This window comes from Heyndrickxia sp. MSNUG (assembly GCF_049532715.1).
GTDB lineage: Bacteria > Bacillota > Bacilli > Bacillales > Cytobacillaceae > Mesobacillus.
Map to the genome: position 1 here is coordinate 590,148 of NZ_CP150978.1, position 16,157 is coordinate 606,304.

22 protein-coding genes and 1 pseudogene are annotated in these 16,157 nt (G+C 42.0%); 17 read left to right on the top strand and 6 right to left on the bottom strand.

What is annotated here, in order from left to right:
- Positions 1-92: 92 nt before the first annotated feature.
- Genes AABM38_RS02970 through AABM38_RS02980 form a run of 3 tightly spaced genes read left to right on the top strand, consistent with a single transcriptional unit; the run spans position 93 to position 2,383 of the window.
- Entirely contained in the window at positions 93-692 is a 600-nt protein-coding gene (locus AABM38_RS02970) for a TetR/AcrR family transcriptional regulator (RefSeq protein ID WP_423409062.1), read from the top strand.
- Positions 685-1,608, top strand: a complete 924-nt coding sequence (locus AABM38_RS02975) for an ABC transporter ATP-binding protein (protein ID WP_423409063.1) — start codon at positions 685-687, stop codon at positions 1,606-1,608. The genes AABM38_RS02970 and AABM38_RS02975 overlap by 8 nt, the downstream gene beginning before the upstream one ends.
- Entirely contained in the window at positions 1,601-2,383 is a 783-nt protein-coding gene (locus tag AABM38_RS02980) for an ABC transporter permease (RefSeq protein WP_423409064.1), read from the top strand. Before AABM38_RS02975 ends, AABM38_RS02980 begins: the two co-directional genes overlap by 8 nt.
- A gap of 197 nt (positions 2,384-2,580) precedes the next feature.
- On the opposite strand, the gene AABM38_RS02985 is transcribed toward AABM38_RS02980, so the two are convergent.
- The 3 genes from AABM38_RS02985 to AABM38_RS02995 form a co-directional block, all read right to left on the bottom strand.
- Positions 2,581-2,724 carry a YvrJ family protein gene (locus tag AABM38_RS02985; protein ID WP_423409065.1) on the bottom strand — a complete coding sequence of 48 codons (144 nt, stop codon included), beginning with the start codon at positions 2,722-2,724 and terminating at the stop codon, positions 2,581-2,583.
- A gap of 69 nt (positions 2,725-2,793) precedes the next feature.
- Positions 2,794-3,012 (bottom strand): DUF2922 domain-containing protein, encoded by a 219-nt coding sequence (locus AABM38_RS02990; protein ID WP_335378130.1) that lies wholly within the window; start codon positions 3,010-3,012, stop codon positions 2,794-2,796.
- A gap of 37 nt (positions 3,013-3,049) precedes the next feature.
- A complete protein-coding gene (locus tag AABM38_RS02995) occupies positions 3,050-3,265 on the bottom strand; it encodes a DUF1659 domain-containing protein (RefSeq protein WP_335378129.1) in 216 nt (71 codons plus the stop codon).
- A 182-nt stretch (positions 3,266-3,447) separates the two neighbouring features.
- On the opposite strand from AABM38_RS02995, the gene AABM38_RS03000 reads away from it, so the two are divergent.
- From AABM38_RS03000 to AABM38_RS03025, 6 genes are all read left to right on the top strand, one after another.
- Positions 3,448-4,068: an RsiV family protein gene (locus tag AABM38_RS03000; RefSeq protein WP_423409066.1), complete on the top strand. Its 621-nt coding sequence runs from the start codon at positions 3,448-3,450 to the stop codon at positions 4,066-4,068.
- 155 nt (positions 4,069-4,223) lie between these two features.
- Positions 4,224-4,418 (top strand): hypothetical protein, encoded by a 195-nt coding sequence (locus AABM38_RS03005; protein ID WP_423409067.1) that lies wholly within the window; start codon positions 4,224-4,226, stop codon positions 4,416-4,418.
- A gap of 115 nt (positions 4,419-4,533) precedes the next feature.
- Entirely contained in the window at positions 4,534-5,970 is a 1,437-nt protein-coding gene (locus AABM38_RS03010; RefSeq protein ID WP_423409068.1) for a PLP-dependent aminotransferase family protein, read from the top strand.
- A gap of 274 nt (positions 5,971-6,244) precedes the next feature.
- Entirely contained in the window at positions 6,245-6,685 is a 441-nt protein-coding gene (locus tag AABM38_RS03015) for a YfmQ family protein (RefSeq protein WP_423409069.1), read from the top strand.
- A 238-nt stretch (positions 6,686-6,923) separates the two neighbouring features.
- On the top strand, positions 6,924-7,343 hold the full coding sequence (locus AABM38_RS03020; RefSeq protein ID WP_423409070.1) for a hypothetical protein: 420 nt from the start codon (positions 6,924-6,926) through the stop codon (positions 7,341-7,343).
- A gap of 240 nt (positions 7,344-7,583) precedes the next feature.
- Complete coding sequence (locus AABM38_RS03025) at positions 7,584-8,111, top strand: YhcN/YlaJ family sporulation lipoprotein (RefSeq protein WP_423409071.1); 528 nt, start codon at positions 7,584-7,586, stop codon at positions 8,109-8,111.
- Positions 8,112-8,412: 301 nt separating this feature from the next.
- Here the strand turns inward: AABM38_RS03025 and AABM38_RS03030 are convergent.
- Positions 8,413-10,151: pseudogene (locus AABM38_RS03030) on the bottom strand (ABC transporter ATP-binding protein).
- 275 nt (positions 10,152-10,426) lie between these two features.
- Between AABM38_RS03030 and AABM38_RS03035 the strand changes: the two are divergent.
- The 7 genes from AABM38_RS03035 to AABM38_RS03065 all read left to right on the top strand — a co-directional run bounded on the left by AABM38_RS03035 (position 10,427) and on the right by AABM38_RS03065 (position 13,971).
- Positions 10,427-10,636 (top strand): hypothetical protein, encoded by a 210-nt coding sequence (locus AABM38_RS03035; RefSeq protein WP_335378121.1) that lies wholly within the window; start codon positions 10,427-10,429, stop codon positions 10,634-10,636.
- A gap of 143 nt (positions 10,637-10,779) precedes the next feature.
- Positions 10,780-11,292, top strand: a complete 513-nt coding sequence (locus AABM38_RS03040) for a GreA/GreB family elongation factor (RefSeq protein WP_423409072.1) — start codon at positions 10,780-10,782, stop codon at positions 11,290-11,292.
- A gap of 150 nt (positions 11,293-11,442) precedes the next feature.
- On the top strand, positions 11,443-11,922 hold the full coding sequence (locus tag AABM38_RS03045) for a DUF2975 domain-containing protein (protein ID WP_423409073.1): 480 nt from the start codon (positions 11,443-11,445) through the stop codon (positions 11,920-11,922).
- 10 nt (positions 11,923-11,932) lie between these two features.
- Positions 11,933-12,142, top strand: coding sequence for a helix-turn-helix domain-containing protein (locus tag AABM38_RS03050; RefSeq protein WP_423409074.1), 210 nt, complete (start codon positions 11,933-11,935; stop codon positions 12,140-12,142).
- 57 nt (positions 12,143-12,199) lie between these two features.
- A complete protein-coding gene (locus tag AABM38_RS03055) occupies positions 12,200-12,994 on the top strand; it encodes a DUF817 domain-containing protein (protein WP_423410633.1) in 795 nt (264 codons plus the stop codon).
- 196 nt (positions 12,995-13,190) lie between these two features.
- Entirely contained in the window at positions 13,191-13,655 is a 465-nt protein-coding gene (yiaA, locus tag AABM38_RS03060) for an inner membrane protein YiaA (protein ID WP_423409075.1), read from the top strand.
- A gap of 136 nt (positions 13,656-13,791) precedes the next feature.
- On the top strand, positions 13,792-13,971 hold the full coding sequence (locus tag AABM38_RS03065; RefSeq protein ID WP_423409076.1) for a hypothetical protein: 180 nt from the start codon (positions 13,792-13,794) through the stop codon (positions 13,969-13,971).
- 169 nt (positions 13,972-14,140) lie between these two features.
- On the opposite strand, the gene AABM38_RS03070 is transcribed toward AABM38_RS03065, so the two are convergent.
- Positions 14,141-14,776 carry a LysE family translocator gene (locus AABM38_RS03070; protein ID WP_423409077.1) on the bottom strand — a complete coding sequence of 212 codons (636 nt, stop codon included), beginning with the start codon at positions 14,774-14,776 and terminating at the stop codon, positions 14,141-14,143.
- A 190-nt stretch (positions 14,777-14,966) separates the two neighbouring features.
- On the opposite strand from AABM38_RS03070, the gene AABM38_RS03075 reads away from it, so the two are divergent.
- A complete protein-coding gene (locus tag AABM38_RS03075; protein WP_423409078.1) occupies positions 14,967-15,500 on the top strand; it encodes a helicase in 534 nt (177 codons plus the stop codon).
- 182 nt (positions 15,501-15,682) lie between these two features.
- Here the strand turns inward: AABM38_RS03075 and AABM38_RS03080 are convergent, their stop codons facing one another.
- Entirely contained in the window at positions 15,683-16,129 is a 447-nt protein-coding gene (locus tag AABM38_RS03080; RefSeq protein ID WP_423409079.1) for a CBO0543 family protein, read from the bottom strand.
- Positions 16,130-16,157 lie beyond the last annotated feature (28 nt).

A 16,157-nucleotide genomic window follows, 5' to 3' on the forward strand; every position in this document is an offset into this window, starting at 1 on the left:
ACCGTCCCCGTGTTTATATTGCGTTTTGGTGGTTAATTATGTTAGTCTATGACTATAAAAACAATTTTGGTCATACAGTACGGAGGTTTGTAATGGCGACTGCCTTTACTGAAAGTGAAAAAGAACAGATTCGAAAAAAGTTAATGGAAGCAGCAGAGGATTGTCTCGGGAAATATGGCGTCAAGAAGACGACGGTGGATCAGCTTGTGCAAATGGCTGGCATCTCGAAGGGAGCTTTTTATCAATTCTTCCCCTCTAAAGAAATTTTGTTTTTTAAAGTACTGGAGGAGTTTCAGGTCTCGTTGATGGCGGAGGGTATGAGTGTGCAGCAGGCGTCCGGTGAACGGACTGCTGAAGCTTTTAGTGAATTTCTTTACAGTATTTATCAGCGGGTGAGGCATTCGTTTTTAATGAATATCATCCAGAATGGGGAAATGGATTTGCTGATGAGGAAAATTCCTGTAGAGGAGATTGCTCGTCATCATTCGTTTGATGATCTGATTGCCCAAAATTTATTTAGTGATTTTAACATTGGAAGTGATCCTCATGTCGCCGCGGCTTCTTTAAGGGCGATTTTTCTGAGTATGCTCCATGTGAAGGAAATTGGCGAGGAGCATTTTGACGGGGCTTTGGAAATGTTGATTCATGGAATTGCGCTGCAATTAATGGGGGAGGATGCTGGGGATGAGTGAAGTCATCGTTGCTTCTGGTTTAACGAAGGCGTATGGAGAGACGATTGCGGTCAACTCGGTTAACTTGAAGGTGAAAAAAGGGGAGATTTTCGGTTTCCTTGGTTTGAATGGAGCCGGAAAAACGACAACGATTCGCATGCTCCTTGGCATGATCGCTCCCACGAAGGGTGAATGTTTTATACGGGGAGAGAAAGTGACGGCGGGGAATGTGCGGATGTGGGAACATGTTGGCTACATCGTGGAAACGCCGTACTCCTACCCTGAACTGACGGTGAAGGAAAACCTCGAGATTGTCTGGAAGCTTAGGGGCATGAAGGATCGTAGCCGGATTTCGTGGATTATGGAGTTATTGAAATTAGAACAGTACGCCTCGGTAAAAGCAAAGCATCTTTCGCTGGGGAACGCGCAGCGTCTTGGGATTGCGAAGGCGTTCATCCACAAACCGGAAATCCTGATACTCGATGAACCGACGAATGGGCTGGATCCAGCAGGGATTGTGGAAGTGCGTGAGCTGCTGAAAGACCTGGCGGGAAAAGAAGGTGTGACGATTTTGGTTTCCAGCCATAATCTTGATGAAGTGTCGCGAATGGCGACCAATATTGCGATTATCCACAATGGAAGAATGGTCAGGGAAATGGATGCTGCCAGTCTGGAAAACGAGCTGAAAAAGACGCTGGTGGTCGATGGAAGACAGAGAGATATGATGAAAGAGATCTTTAGGGAAAATGGATATGATTTTTCCTTGGCCTCAGATTACTTGGAAGTGATCGGGGATCATGCAGTCAATCATCCTGACCAGGTCGCTGCCATGCTCGTTGAGGCAGGATGTCCGCCGACGCTTTTACAGGTGAACAAAGAGAATTTGGAGAATTACTTTTTACGGATGATTGAGAATGGGGAGAAAATCCATGCGTGAATTAGCGGTCGCTGTTTCAGTCGAGAGCAAAAAGTTCTTTCGTTCTAGGGTTCCCTTCATCACGATGCTTGCTATGCTGATGATTCCGTTTGTCGGCGGGCTGTTCATGTATATTTTGAAAGATCCAGATCATGCTCAGAAGATGGGGATTATCTCAGCAAAGGCGCAGCTGGCAGGGTCTGCAGATTGGCCGTCCTATTTTGGGCTGATTGCCCAGGCGATATCGATTGGCGGCTTAATGGCATTTGGGTTTGTGATGAGCTGGATTTTCGGCAGGGAGTTTTCTGATCGAACGATGAAAGATTTGCTTGCTTTGCCCATCCTGCGCGAGTATATTGTTATTTCAAAATTTATCGTTGTGTTTGTCTGGTGTTTGCTGCTTTCGATGATCGTGTTTGTTTTAGCGCTTGTAGTTGGACATCAGGTTGACATACCTGGCTACTCATCCGAGCTGCTGAAGCAGGAAACACTAGTATTCTTTGTTTGCTCCGTCCTGACACTGTTGATATCCGCACCGGTCGGGTTTTTTGCTACCATTGGCAAGGGGTATTTATCTCCATTAGGTTATGTCATTTTCACCATGATCATCGCTCAAATCATTGCGGCTACTGGCTACGGTCAATACGTGCCATGGTCGATTCCGGCATTGGCCAGTGGAATGGACGGCAGTGGTGAAATGGCAATCGAACCTATTAGCTATGTCATTGTTTTTATAACAGGCCTGGCAGGATTGATGGCCACAGCTTTTTGGTGGAGGTATGCAGATCAGAATTAGGAGTTTGATAGAAGATATGGAGGTCCAAGGTTAGGACTGCCTGTTTCATTTGAAATGTGTGAGGGATTAGTGCATCGGAAAAATACAAGAGCTGCTGGGATGATCCCGGCAGCTTTCTTTTGGGCATAAATTTTTAGATAAGAAAAAGGTTTTTTTAGCATCCCGCTTTTATAAAGAGAGATGGTCGCAGGGTCAAGTTATGCCTTCTCCTGCATTCGGGCGGGCAGGCTTTGAATCGATTGGACGACTGTATCAAGCTTGGCTTCGATTCGATGAAGCAGATACAGGGTCACAACGATCGGGAATCCTACGTCACTGATGAAGGGAATCAGCTGTTCCATTTGCGCTTCCTCCTTTGGGGGTTATTTTACAAAAAAAGCCGGTCCATGAAGAAGACCGGCTGACGTTCATTAGACAAGTTCATATTCTGCTACGTTACGTTCGATGACGCGGGCACTGCCAACGGCAACAAGGGTACCGCTTGGAGTCTGGAACGCGTTGGAAGCGATGATTTGCTCCATCGCAAGCTTGACTGCTGCTGGATCGATCGGTTCCTTCGGGTTATCTACCGTAAGCTTGGTGTTTTTGCCAAGGTCAGTGACGAACTGCAATTCTAGTGTTTTAGCCATGTTTTTTCACCTCCTATTCTATTATTTAGTCGTAGAATTAGATGATTTCAAAGCTGTCGTTACGCTCAACAGAGTTAAGCAAGTTCGCGCTAAGACCACCTAATGCCTTCGCAGCCTGGTCTACCTGGTCTGCAGTAGCTTCTTTTCGTACATTTGAATAAGTCTTGCCTTTGTAGATCGGTTCGCCCTTCTCATTCATTCCCGTTTCGAATGAAAGCCTGATTGATGAATCCTTCAACATCGCTAATGCCATCTTGTCTCACCTCCTTTCACCTTCTATATACAAAGTTAGAGGGGAAAAGGACAGGGGCGTTTGAAAAAAACATGGGGACGGTTCTCGCTTTCCAAAGTGGAACATGAGAACCGTCCCCATGTTCCAGGCAATCACCCAAAGTCGCGCCTGCGAATAAGGTAATGAAAAAGAGGGTGTAGGCCATGGCATGTACGCTGCCAGCAGGTATCCATACGCTTCGAATCGGGAATGCCCCTGAGTGGGAGGTTTGTTATCCGCATGTTTATCAGGTGACGAATCATCAATTTGAGCGGTTCATGAATCGAAGCATTGTGAAGGAAACGCAGAATTTAATTAATATACAGGCTGGAGATTCACCGGCCACGGTTGAGTGGATGAATGGCTCGTATGAGATAAAGAACAACCAGCGTGAGGTGCTGAGCCTGTCGCTGGCGAATAATACGTATCATTTTCATGCTGCCCATCCGATGACCTATATTAAGGCGTTGACGTTCGATCTTAAGGGTGAGAAAAAGTGCAGTCTGAAGGACTTTTTCAAACCAGGAAGCGACTATATCGCCCGGATTTCTAAGCTGGTCAAACTGCAAATCAAAGAGCGTGACATCTTCCTGATCAGCGATTTTACAGCGATAAAGCCTGAACAGGATTTCTATGTAGCCGACAAATCACTCATCATCTTTTTCCAGCTGTATGATATCACCCCCTACGCATTCGGATTCCCAATGTTCCCCATCTCCGTTTATGCACTTCAGGACATAATCAAAGAAGACGGCCCGCTAGGAAGGATGGCCATCAATAATTAAAAACACGGGGACGGTTCTCGTGTTCCAAAGTGGAACATGAGAACCGTCCCCATGTTCAAATTGGATGAGCAATCTTTATGTGAAGTGGATGGTCTGTGTTTCTGATATAATCGTTATAATGATAAAAAAACATGTTTCTTTGCAAGAGGTGCATTATGAAGCTGGGGATATTTCTAGTTATTCTTATTGTCGTTGCCTCCTTTGTTTTTACCTTGTTATTAGCAGGTAAAAGTGATGAAGGGTATAGGAACGCGACGGTGAAAAATACGACAAATCTTTCTGTTATTTATATTGTTGTGATTGTATTGTCTTTTATTGCTGTCGGCGTTTACATTAAATGGTTTGCTTAGGTTAAAATAACAAATACCTATCGTCAATTTGGCGATAGGTTATTTTTTTACAGACATGAAGTCTTCATAGTTTAAAAGGATTGACTTTGAGTATCAATTTTTAAAGGGGATCATCATGGATTGGAAACCGAATCGAGAAGCTAAAAAGGCAGTATTTAAGCAGCTTGCTGAGTATATTGAAAATGGGATATCAGACGGAACGTTTCCGCTTGATAAACCTTTACCTTCTGAACGAACATTAGCCAAGGAACTTGGTATAAATAGAAGTACTGTGGTTGCTGCATATGATGAACTTGAATCAAATGGATTGATTGAAAGGAAAAGAGGGAGCGGGACGTTAATAAGCAAGGACATATGGGGAGTAACGAAGAGAAGAGTTCCCAGCTGGAATCGTTATATTGAGGCGGGTTCGTTCCTGCCCAATTTGCCCGTTTCCCAAAGAATACGAAGAGAAATGGAAGACCACAAACTTATCAACCTGGCAAGCGGGGAATTATCGGAGGATTTATTTCCTTTGAAGTCCTTTAGTCAGATCACCTCTACGAGGACATTCAATGGTAGCCTGGGATATGATCATCCTCAGGGAAATCAAATTTTAAGGACAACCATTGCTGAGCATGTAAAAAGGTATAGGGGAATCACAGCGGACCCCTCCTCTATTCTGATTACTTCCGGTGCCCAGCAAGCCCTTCATCTGGTGGTTCAATGTCTGTTAAAACCAGGGGATGCCATTGCGTTAGAAGAGCCTTCCTATCATTACGGGCTGCCGGTCTTTCAGTCAGCGGGATTAAGACCTTTTTTCCTTCCTGTCGACAAGGATGGGATGAACCCGGATGATTTAATCGAATTGCACAAAAAGCATCGCATTCGAATGATCTTTCTTAATCCTGCTTACCAAAATCCCACGGGAGCATTTCTTGATAGGAACCGTCGTAAAAAGATACTGGAATTATCGTCTAAGCATGGTATACCCATAGTGGAAGACGATCCTTATAGTTTAACCTCCTTTACGGGGGAAGACGCTTCTCCGTTAAAGTCGATGGATGTCGATGGAAACATCCTCTATATTAGTTCTCTGTCTAAAATCGTCGCTTCAGGATTGCGAATTGGCTGGATTATCGGGCCAAAGTTGGTCATAGAAAGGTTAGCAGATGCCAAGCAGCAAGTTGATTTCGGACATGCAAGCTTCACGCAATGGATTGCAAATGATTTTTTGGACTCTGATTATTTCGAGGATCATCTTAACAAATTAGTGAAGGAGCTAAAACTGAGGAGAGACCAGATTGTTGCCAGTCTACGTTCAACTTTGAAAGACCAGGTGGAGTTTGACGTTCCACAAGGCGGAATCCATCTGTGGTGCAAGTTGAAAAAGGATTATCATGAATCGCAATTGCTGGAAGAATCCATTAAAAGAGGAGTTATTTATGCACCAGGCTCCACATTGGGATCTGACAAAGGGTTTGTACGATTTACTTTTGCCCGGGAAAATGTGAAAAATATAGATGAAGGAATTAGGAGGTTTTCAGAAGCGTTATTCTCTTTGGAAAAGTAGAAGCAAGGGGACGTTTCTTATGCTTCTTTTTTTGAAGCGTAGGGACGTATCTAATGCTTCCATTTTTTTTAGAAGCCTTCACTGGTTCCTATCATACTTAGAGGCTGATTCCCACTGGAAAGAAGCAAAGGGTACGTCCCCGAAAAATGAAATTTTTGTGAACAAGGATAAAGAATGTCTAAATTATATAGGCTTGATTTGTTGATATTTCGTCCAAAAGGATTATAATTTCAAAGGTAAATAATATAGACTAAACCATACGGAGATGATGAAAATGACCTGGGCTGTTATCCTTCCGATAATTCTCTTTAGTTTATTTAAAATAGCGATTACTTCTCTTCCAACCGGGGCAATCGAATGGATGTTTAGTAAATTTGGCGTGCATTCAAAGCTGAATGATGCGGACGTCACCGTAACCTTCGATGGAATCACATTGGAAGGTGAAGACAAGGCGGAAGTCATCAAATCATTCAACGAAGCGACATTTTTAGAAAAGCAATATATTTGGCCAGGAACCGAGCAATTGTTTCTAAATCCGGAGGACAGCGGGACACCGTTAATCATTCATGCTAAAAGAGGAAAAATGGATGTGAAGATCCTCTTGTTCAGATATCCTGATCACGTGGATGTTGTAAAACAGTACAAGAAAAAAGTAGTTGCGTACAGCCTGCTTGCCAACGGTCTGCAAAAACAATCTGTGTCAGCAGCATTATAGAATTCACTTATAAATGGTACGTAAGCTGAATAGAGCAAAAAGGACTCCATGAACTGCACCTTAGTTTTCAAAAATGACTAAAGGCAGTTTGCTAGGAGTCCTTTTTCATTTGAAAACAAGTCAATTGCTAACGGAGAGTCTGAACATTAAGTCTTGTTAGCAATGGATTATTGGATGGCGTGAATAGGATTATTTAAAGATGCGAAATCTAACTGAAAAAATGAGGAAGTGTGCACCTTTGAAGAAACTGATTTTCCTTTTTACTCTTTCTTTAATGTTTATCGCAGGAAACTTAGTGAACGCGAAACCTCCAGAGCCTAAGGAAATTAAACCATTCGCAGAAGACTGGTACGTCACCCCTGAGGACATCATTAGAGATATTATATTTCCATCTATCGATAAAAGAGTGATGGAAGAATACCCAGGTAATGATGCGGCTACTTTTGGCTGGCAGTCACAGAGAATTGTCGGTATTGTTTATAACAACAATCATTCCTACGATATTACCTTGAAGCTGCAAGTTCCTAATAAACGCAATAGCCCCTTGGAATATACAGATGACCTGGTTAAAGTAAGAGTCTCTCCATCATGCGACAGCCTCAAAATTGGATGCAGTCACGGTTTTAAAGTAGAGGTAATTGATTATGAACATAAGTAATGGGAAAAGAAAGCATGGAGACATACCGGCTAAGTTCCTTTTTTATAGAAGCTTTAATCAGTTTCTTTATTACTTTGAGACTTAACATCACTATAAAAGACGGATTCTTCCTAATTATCCATTGTTTCATAGATAATGCTCACATATCTCAAAAAGGACGTTGTTTCAGTAATTAGTTTTTACATAATAACCGATTGTCTGGCTACTCTAAAATTGAAATGAATATTAGGAGGGACAAACATGAAGTTAATTCGAAGCTTATCTTTTATCTTATTAACAATTGCTGTAAGCACGGGGTGTGCGATGAACAATGGAGCGAGAGAGGATGTTAGGGATAACAATGATACAAGAGTTCAAAATTACGATTTGACCTCCCCTGGTGAAAAGAAGGGAGCAAGGATTCTTAATGATAATTTAGATTACAATGATGAAGTACAAATGCGAGTTCATGACGAAGTTAAAAACAACGTTGAGGGTTTAAATGAAGTAACAAGAGCACATGTAATTGTCACAGACAGTACTGCTTATGTAGCAGTTGTTTTAAACGATGACCAAACAGGTAAACTCAGAAAAGATATCGAAGATAAAATTTCTGATCGGGTAAAATCCACAGATAAAAGTATCAATAATGTCTATGTTTCAAGCAATCCTGATTTTGTTAACCGTATGGGTGATTACGTTAATAAAATTCAAAATGGGAAACCGGTAAGTGGCTTGTACGATGAATTTAGTGAAATGGTTAAAAGAGTTTTTCCAACAGCTAGATAATAACATTTTTGTTTTACAGGGAAAATTGGTCGGGGGCTGAGCTGCTTTTTTATAGCGGAGGCGTTGATCCAAAAAGGATTCACGCCTTTTTTTACTTATTAAGCGGCTTTTTTCTATATAAAATCTTTGTGAAAGTTTCTAGTTAAACTGATGGATGCTTATGCCTCAATAAGAAATTTTAAAGACAACAGCAGCAGGCAATATTCAAAAAAAGGACTCCATCAAGTGAACTGTCAATTGTTCGTTGCTTTAACAATTGAGGTTCAAACACATGGAGTCCTTTTTTAATCTTAGTAGTAAGTTAAGCCAGCTGCTGCTCTGCAAATTCCCGGTACAATGCGTGTGTTTGAGTTAGTACACGATGTGTGCCGATGCCGGTCACCGTGCCTTTTTCAATGAAAATGATCTGATCTGCGTTCACAATTGTGGATAGCCTGTGGGCAATGACAAAGGTGGTCCTGCCTTCCATCAATCGAGTCAATGCCTCCTGGACGATCCCCTCTGACTGGCTGTCGAGGCTTGCGGTTGCTTCGTCCATCATGAGGATCTTGGGATTCCTTAAAAATGCTCGTGCTATCGCGATGCGCTGCCTTTGCCCGCCCGAAAGCTTGACGCCTCGTTCACCAACCTCCGTATCAAGCCCATTTGGGAATGATTCGATAAATTGATCTGCATAAGCCATTTTTGCGACTGCCCAAAGGCGTTATCGGGGATGGTTTCGGCATTTTCCAAGCCATAGTATAAATTCTCACGGATCGTTCCGGCCATCATCGCGCTCTCCTGTGAGACATAGCCGATCTGGCTGCGCCAGGATGTGAGAGACAGCTGCTGGATGGGTGTGTCTCCTATCCGGATTTCACCTGAGGTCGGTTCGTAAAAGCGTTCAAGAAGCCCGAACATCGTCGTTTTTCCGCCGCCGCTCGGGCCCACAAGCGCCACCATCTGTCCTGGCTGTGCTTCTAAAGAGACGCCGTCTATGACAGACTCCTCTTCACTGTAGGAAAAAGAAACGTTGTCGACCGTGATCGGAAGGTTGCTGATATCCATTTCAATTCCTTTCTGGCCTTCCTCCAGCGGCTGATCCAAAATCTCGATGATTCTCTCAGTTGCGCCTTTCGCTTTTTGCAGCTGGGTAAAGAACATCGCAAATGATGTGATCGGCATGATGATCTGGAATAAATAAAGCAGGAAGGCGATCAGGGAGCCTGTCGTCATCGTTCCATTAACGACACGCATGCCGCCATAAGCGATGATGAGCACGATGACAGCCATGATCATCAGCTGCATAATCGGTCCGATCATCGCAAAAATCCGTGCTTCCTTTAGGCCAAAGCCGAATAGCTTGTCAATTCCGTTATAGCCGTTTTCCTCTTCGATTTTTTCCGCGGTTGACGCCTTCATCAATCGGATCTCGCCAAGGGTCTGGGTGATATGCCCGGTAAAAACAGCAGTCTCATCCTGGAGTCCGCGTGAAATTTTCGCCATTCTCCTGCCAAGCGGCATCATGATCGCGAGCGTAAGGGGAACGGAAATGAGCATTAACAGGGTCATTTTCCAATCCATTAAAAGTAAAATGATGATCGCGCCAATAATCGAGATGATGCCAGTCGCAAAGTTCGGGAAATGGGTGGTGATCAGTTCCTTGACGATACTCGTATCATTCACGATCCGGCTGACCGTTTCGCCGCTCGCCTGCTTGTCAAAATAGCGGACAGGCAGGCGAATCAGCTTTGCCCACATCCGTTCGCGCAATCTCGCGACGACCTTTTGCCCGACAAAACTGAGCAGGTAGATGGAGGCACCGCTGATGATGGCCTGAAGGATGAACGCTGCTGCAATCCCAATGACGAGCGGCATGCTGATTGCTTCGACCGAAAAGCCATCGACCAGGTTTTTCGTCAGGATTGGCACCGTCAGACCGGTGAGCATTGTGAACAGACTGGCTGCGATCCCTGTAAAAAGAGCCCCCCTAGGGATTTTCGTTGATAAAATAAGCTTTATGAACGGTTTTAAACTCGTTTGCTGTTGCCATTTTTCCATTTGGAAACTCCTATTCGCTATTCTTGGTTATAGTCTATCTTAATGAGGAAGATTTTTGAAATGTGGAGGGCAGCTGTGGTCAACTTTTATAGAAGGAATATAGGAACAGTAATTCAAACTTGAAATGACCTGGCACTCGTAAACTGATCGGCTTGTTTAATTGTTTGCCAGCTCATGATATAATAAGGAACTTAGGATGATTACGGCTGTTGCTAATAATTGAACGGATGCCCAAAAAGCCTCCGCCTAGCGATTAACTATAGAGGTGTTAGAGAATGAATAAACGATGGACAATCGAAAAAATTAATGAATTTGTTGAGAAAAATTCGGAAAGCAAGCTGTTATCGACGGAGTATCACGGTTTTTCTCAAAAGTTATTGTTTAAATGTGCATGTGGCAGCAACTTTGAAAAAACGTTTACGAAGTTTAAAAATAATAACCAGCGTAAATGTGACGTCTGCCAGCCGCCAAAAGCGTCACGCTAGTTTTAAATTCAATAAACGGAGTGCTGATTTCTGTTAAATAGAAGTTGGCGCTTTTTTTATAGAGTCAGTGTTAAAGGTGCTAGATCATTTTTAGTACCTGTTGATTGAGTGGAAATCAGCAGATCACATTTAAGGAGAATACTATGTCAGTTAAAATCACACCTAATGGAGAACAATTGATCCGTCAGCAAATAGCAGATTCAGAACAAGAATTGAAGCAAGTGCGTTTGGATAAAAATGTTGCTTTTAATGCTTGCGGGGATGATAAGTTAGCCAATCCGAATTTTCATAAATTAGAGCAGGATGAACAAATATTAGAAGAACGCATTCGCGAAATTCAACATGTGTATAAAACAGCTGAAGTGATTCAGTTCGATGAGCGAAATACAGAAATAGTCGAGATCGGATCAATCGTCAAGTGTTCATGTGAATATCCAGATTTTACAGAAGAAGAAGTATACGAAATTGTCGGCTACGGTGAATCGAATATCGACGAAAACAAACTTTATTATGGCACACCCATTGCGATGAAGCTGATCGGTTTAAAAGTGGGCGAGGAAACGAACTTGTCCGTTCCTTCAGGAAAAGTGAAATGCAGAGTTTTGCAGATGTATGGTTCATGGGACGAAGTGGAAAAGTGGAAATTTCAATCTTAAAAAGCATTTCTTCATTATGAAGAATGCTTTTTATTTTTGCGAAAAAACTCACATCGATAAAAACATCATAATAATCATTAATTATTTATTGATAATCGATAAATAACATGTTAAATTTTAACTGAACAATAAATGAGTGAGGTGCTTTTTATGAAACGAGAAACACTTTTTTTAAAGGTAGTCGTTTTTCTTATGGGACTTCCTGTCCTTGCATTGAGCATATTTGTGTTACCTGAGATCGCTGAATTTTTTGCGGAATTAAATCCAACACTAGACTTCTTGCAATATCCCTTTTTAATCGGTTTGTATGTAACAGTGATCGCTTTTTTCGCTGCTTTGTACCAGACTTTAAGACTTTTAAGTTATATTGACAAGAACGAGGCGTTTTCGGACTTATCTGTAATGGCGTTAAAGAATATCAAATACTGTGCCATCACCATCAGTGCCTTATTTGTGGTATTTATGCCACTTATCTATCTCATGGCTGAGGTAGACGATGCCCCAGGGATGATCCTGATCGGCATGGTGATTATTTTTGGCAGCGTGGTGATTGCCGTCTTTGCGGCTGTTCTTCAAAAGCTATTGAAAAATGCCATCGACATAAAATCTGAAAATGACTTAACGGTCTGAGGTGAAGACAATGGCAATTATTATCAACATTGATGTGATGCTGGCTAAAAGGAAGATGAGCGTAACCGAACTTTCGGAGAGGGTCGGAATCACGATGGCAAACCTTTCTGTATTGAAAAATGGGAAGGCGAAAGCGATTCGGTTTTCCACTTTGGAAGCCATTTGCAAAGCATTGGAGTGTCAGCCCGGAGATATTTTGGAATATCGAAGTGATGACTAAATAAAGCTTTTTCAAAAAGGGGAGTTACTCATGAATTTATCCATGGAAGCACAAATCATGAGACCATTGCAACAACTCGCACGGTTTGGCTGGGAGCAAGCCCTATCCTGTTTGTTTCCTGTCGTTATTTTTGCCTTTTTGGCTCTTACACGATTCATGCCACTTCCCTTCCTGCCGCGTTATGACTGGCTGCTCATCATCTGCCTGCTGATGCAGTGGGGAATGGTGCGTTCTGGGCTTGAAACACGGGACGAACTGAAGGTGATTACAATGTTCCACCTTATCGGCCTCACGCTTGAACTTTTTAAGGTCCATATGGGTTCCTGGTCTTACCCAGAGGAAGGATACTCAAAATTTTTTGGAGTGCCACTGTATAGCGGGTTCATGTACGCAAGTGTAGCGAGTTATCTTTGCCAGGCGTGGAGGCGGTTAAAGGTTGAACTGGTCAAGTGGCCGCCGTTTTGGGCAGTGGTTCCACTGGCAGCTGCAATTTATTTGAACTTTTTCACCCACCATTACTGGGTGGATGTTCGCTGGTGGTTATCTGGACTTGTCGTGATCCTCTTCTGGCCATCATGGGCGTCATACGAAATTGATGGAACTCGTTACCGAATGCCGCTCGCCCTTTCCTTTGTGCTCATCGGATTTTTTATATGGATAGCCGAAAATATCGCAACGTTCTTTGGAGCTTGGCAATACCCAAACCAAACCGAAGCCTGGAGCCTCGTACATCTCGGAAAAGTGAGCTCATGGCTCCTATTAGTAATCGTCAGCTTTCTGATCGTCGCCACGTTAAAGCAGGTGAAGGGACGGGAGAAGCAAGGGGACGTTTCTAATGCTTCTGTAAATTAAGAGGAGCTTTCACCTGATGTTAATGTTTTTGTGCTTAACTCCAGTCATTAAAAGAAGCAAAGGGTACGTCCCTTTGATCCCAGGAATAAAAATTGGAAATTATGAATAAATTATCTATTATTTGTAAGTGATTTCTATATAATAGACTGTAGTGTGGGGTCTTTTTTTATATGAGAAAAATGGAGGAGAAACATTCATGTCTAATGAAAATGAAGTCCAGTTAGATAAAGGAAATAATCCGAAAGTGAGAGTGGAACGGAAAGAGGGGGAGCCAACTTCTGCTTTTAAAGGAGCTTCCTGGGCCGCGCTGACGGTAGGCGTGGCTGCTTATTTGATTGGTTTATTTAATGCAGCGATGGAGCTGAACGAAAAAGGATATTACTTTGCCGTTTTAGTATTTGGCCTCTATTCAGCCGTATCTCTGCAAAAGGCAGTCAGAGATAAGGAAGAGGGAATCCCGGTTACGAGCATATATTATGGCATTAGCTGGTTTGCGCTTATTGTATCGATTTCATTAATGGCAATCGGTTTATATAATGCAGGAAGTATTGTTTTAAGTGAAAAAGGATTCTACGGGATGTCATTTGTCCTTAGTGTATTCGCCGCGATAACGGTTCAGAAGAATATTCGAGATACACAGAGAGCAAAAGAAAGAGATTGATACTGAAATTACACTGCCGGGTGCGTTGATCCACAAAGGATTAACGCACTTTTTGTTGAACTGATATTGTAAGAATGGGATAGTGGATTGTATACATCAGATTAAATTATGAGTATTGGAGCAGCTAGATTCGATCATGAAGAGATATAAGCTTAGGAAAAACTTTAAAGGATTGAAAAAGGGAACCCAATTTTATTTGATTGCCGAATCTGAATTCATCGGCGTCAAAGATTTTGTTTTACGAACGATCGACATGTCGATAAGGATTTCGATTAATGAAGAGGAGCTGCGTAAATATTTCATTTTATTGAACTAGAAGCATGGGGACGTTTCTAGTGCTTCTGTTTTATTAAAAAAATTTTTGAAATGATAAATTCATAGCACTGAAATACGGATGCGTTGATCCAGGAAGGATTTACGCTTTTTTGTGGAACTATCCTTTTAAACAAACGGAATATAAAAAAGAGCATTGTATTCCAATGCTCTCAGGATGCTTGTTTTGTCTGTAGTAATTTTATTCCCATTGCGATAAAAACGATTCCTGTTAATCTATTTAAAACAGTCGAAACCTTGGAATTACCCCTTAACCTGCTAGTTGCCATGGAAGAGAAATAAGCAGTGATAAAACACCATATCCCTCCTGTTAAGGTGAAGGTAAGTCCTAAAATGATAAAAGGTGTGGGAGTAGAAACACCTGATTGAGTGTGAATGAATTGGGGAAGAAAGGCTAAGAAAAACAAAGCAACCTTTGGATTCGTCACATTCGTGATCATACCTTGCAAGAAAATCTTTTTATTGCTTTGCTTTGGCAATGATTGCTGTTCTTTTGCTTCATTTTTTGTAAGGATCATCCTTATGCCTAAGTAAGCAAGATAGATGGCACCTGCAATCTTGATTAAATTAAATAAAAACGCCGATTGCATCAAAATGACCGATAACCCAAATGCGGCCAGAAACGTATGAACCACGATTCCCGCTGAAATGCCAAGGGCGGAATAAATTCCTGCCGTCCTGCCTTGAGCAATACTTCTGCTCACGATGTACATCGTATCTGTACCAGGAGTTAAGTTCAGCAGGATTGCGGCAATTAAAAACACTTCAAAGTTAATAATTCCAAACATTTTATCTCCCCTCTCTTTAATTATTTATCTTAATGTATTGAGTATTCAGAAATCAATATGTATGGGGACGTATCTGATGCTTCTATTTATTTATTGGATCTTTCACCGAATCTCCATATACTTTGTGCACACCCGTCATCAATAGAAGCAAAGGGTACGTCCCTTTGCTCCATGTTAGGAGGAAATTCGATTGCTTGATCCAGATTGTCCTGTTGTTCTCAGAACAGTAGAGGTTGGCGGACTTACGAAATCGCAGCTTATCCAGAAATTGCAACAATGCTCTATCTTGATAAACGAGTATGGAGAGAGGCTATTAGCTGATGATAAATTTACGACTTCTGAAACAAAGTACAGCCTTCAGACGGTTGAACTAACCGTTGAGGCACTGGGATTTCCAGATGGAGCTGTTATGGCTCAAATCTTTAAAAAAGCGAGCGAACTTGGCTTGGAATTGTGTCCTCTTGAGCTGGGACCCCACCTAAGAATGCAGTACCTGGATCAGCCTGAATGTTATTCGAGGCATCCTTTACAGCGACAGAAAGCTCCGTCAGGCTCCATCACAATAGCATCAGAAATCCTAACGGAAGACGATGATTTTCCAAAAGGATTTTATCTTAGACGAATAAACGGAGAGTTGTGGCTGCGAGGATACCGTGCTGATCATCTGCACGTTTGGAATCCTGGTGATCATTTTATTTTTTGTAAAACAAGGAGACCTGAATAGTAGAGGACGTACCTGATGCTTCAGTTTATTAAAAAGGAATCTTTCACCGGATCTCACTATTTTAGTGCTGAACACCAGTCATCAAAAGAAGCAAAGGGTACTTCCCCTTGCTCCCTGTTAATCCAATGGGACTTTAAACATATAAACGTAAAAGAATACAAAAAATAGAGAGAGTATCCAGGTTAATAATGGCCGTTTGTAGTGAAGGTTGAGCATGAAGAAGGTGTTAATATTAAAGATGATGCTCCATCCGAAATCCACCCATTATGATAGGTTATTTTACCGGATTTAAATATGATGAATTCGGATAGAGAAAATAGAAAAACAAATAGGATTTGCCAGCCTAACTTTTTTTTCCAAGAGCCATTTGGGTATCTTCCAAGGAAAATTAAAATAATGGATGGATAGAGAATTAAACTTATAGCAATGGGAGTCAGTGGATGGTTGACCAGAAAGGGAACCGACCGGTCGTATTCAAATCTCCATATAGGAAAGTTGTAACATAATATCTCGTAAACCGCACTAAAGTACATCATATACAGAATGGTGGCCTGGTATTTCTTCCAATTTCTCCAGTCGCCCCATTTCCAAGCTGCTAATCCCCATATCAACCACATGATAAGTCGCATGTAACACCTCGATGTTCACCCAGTTATA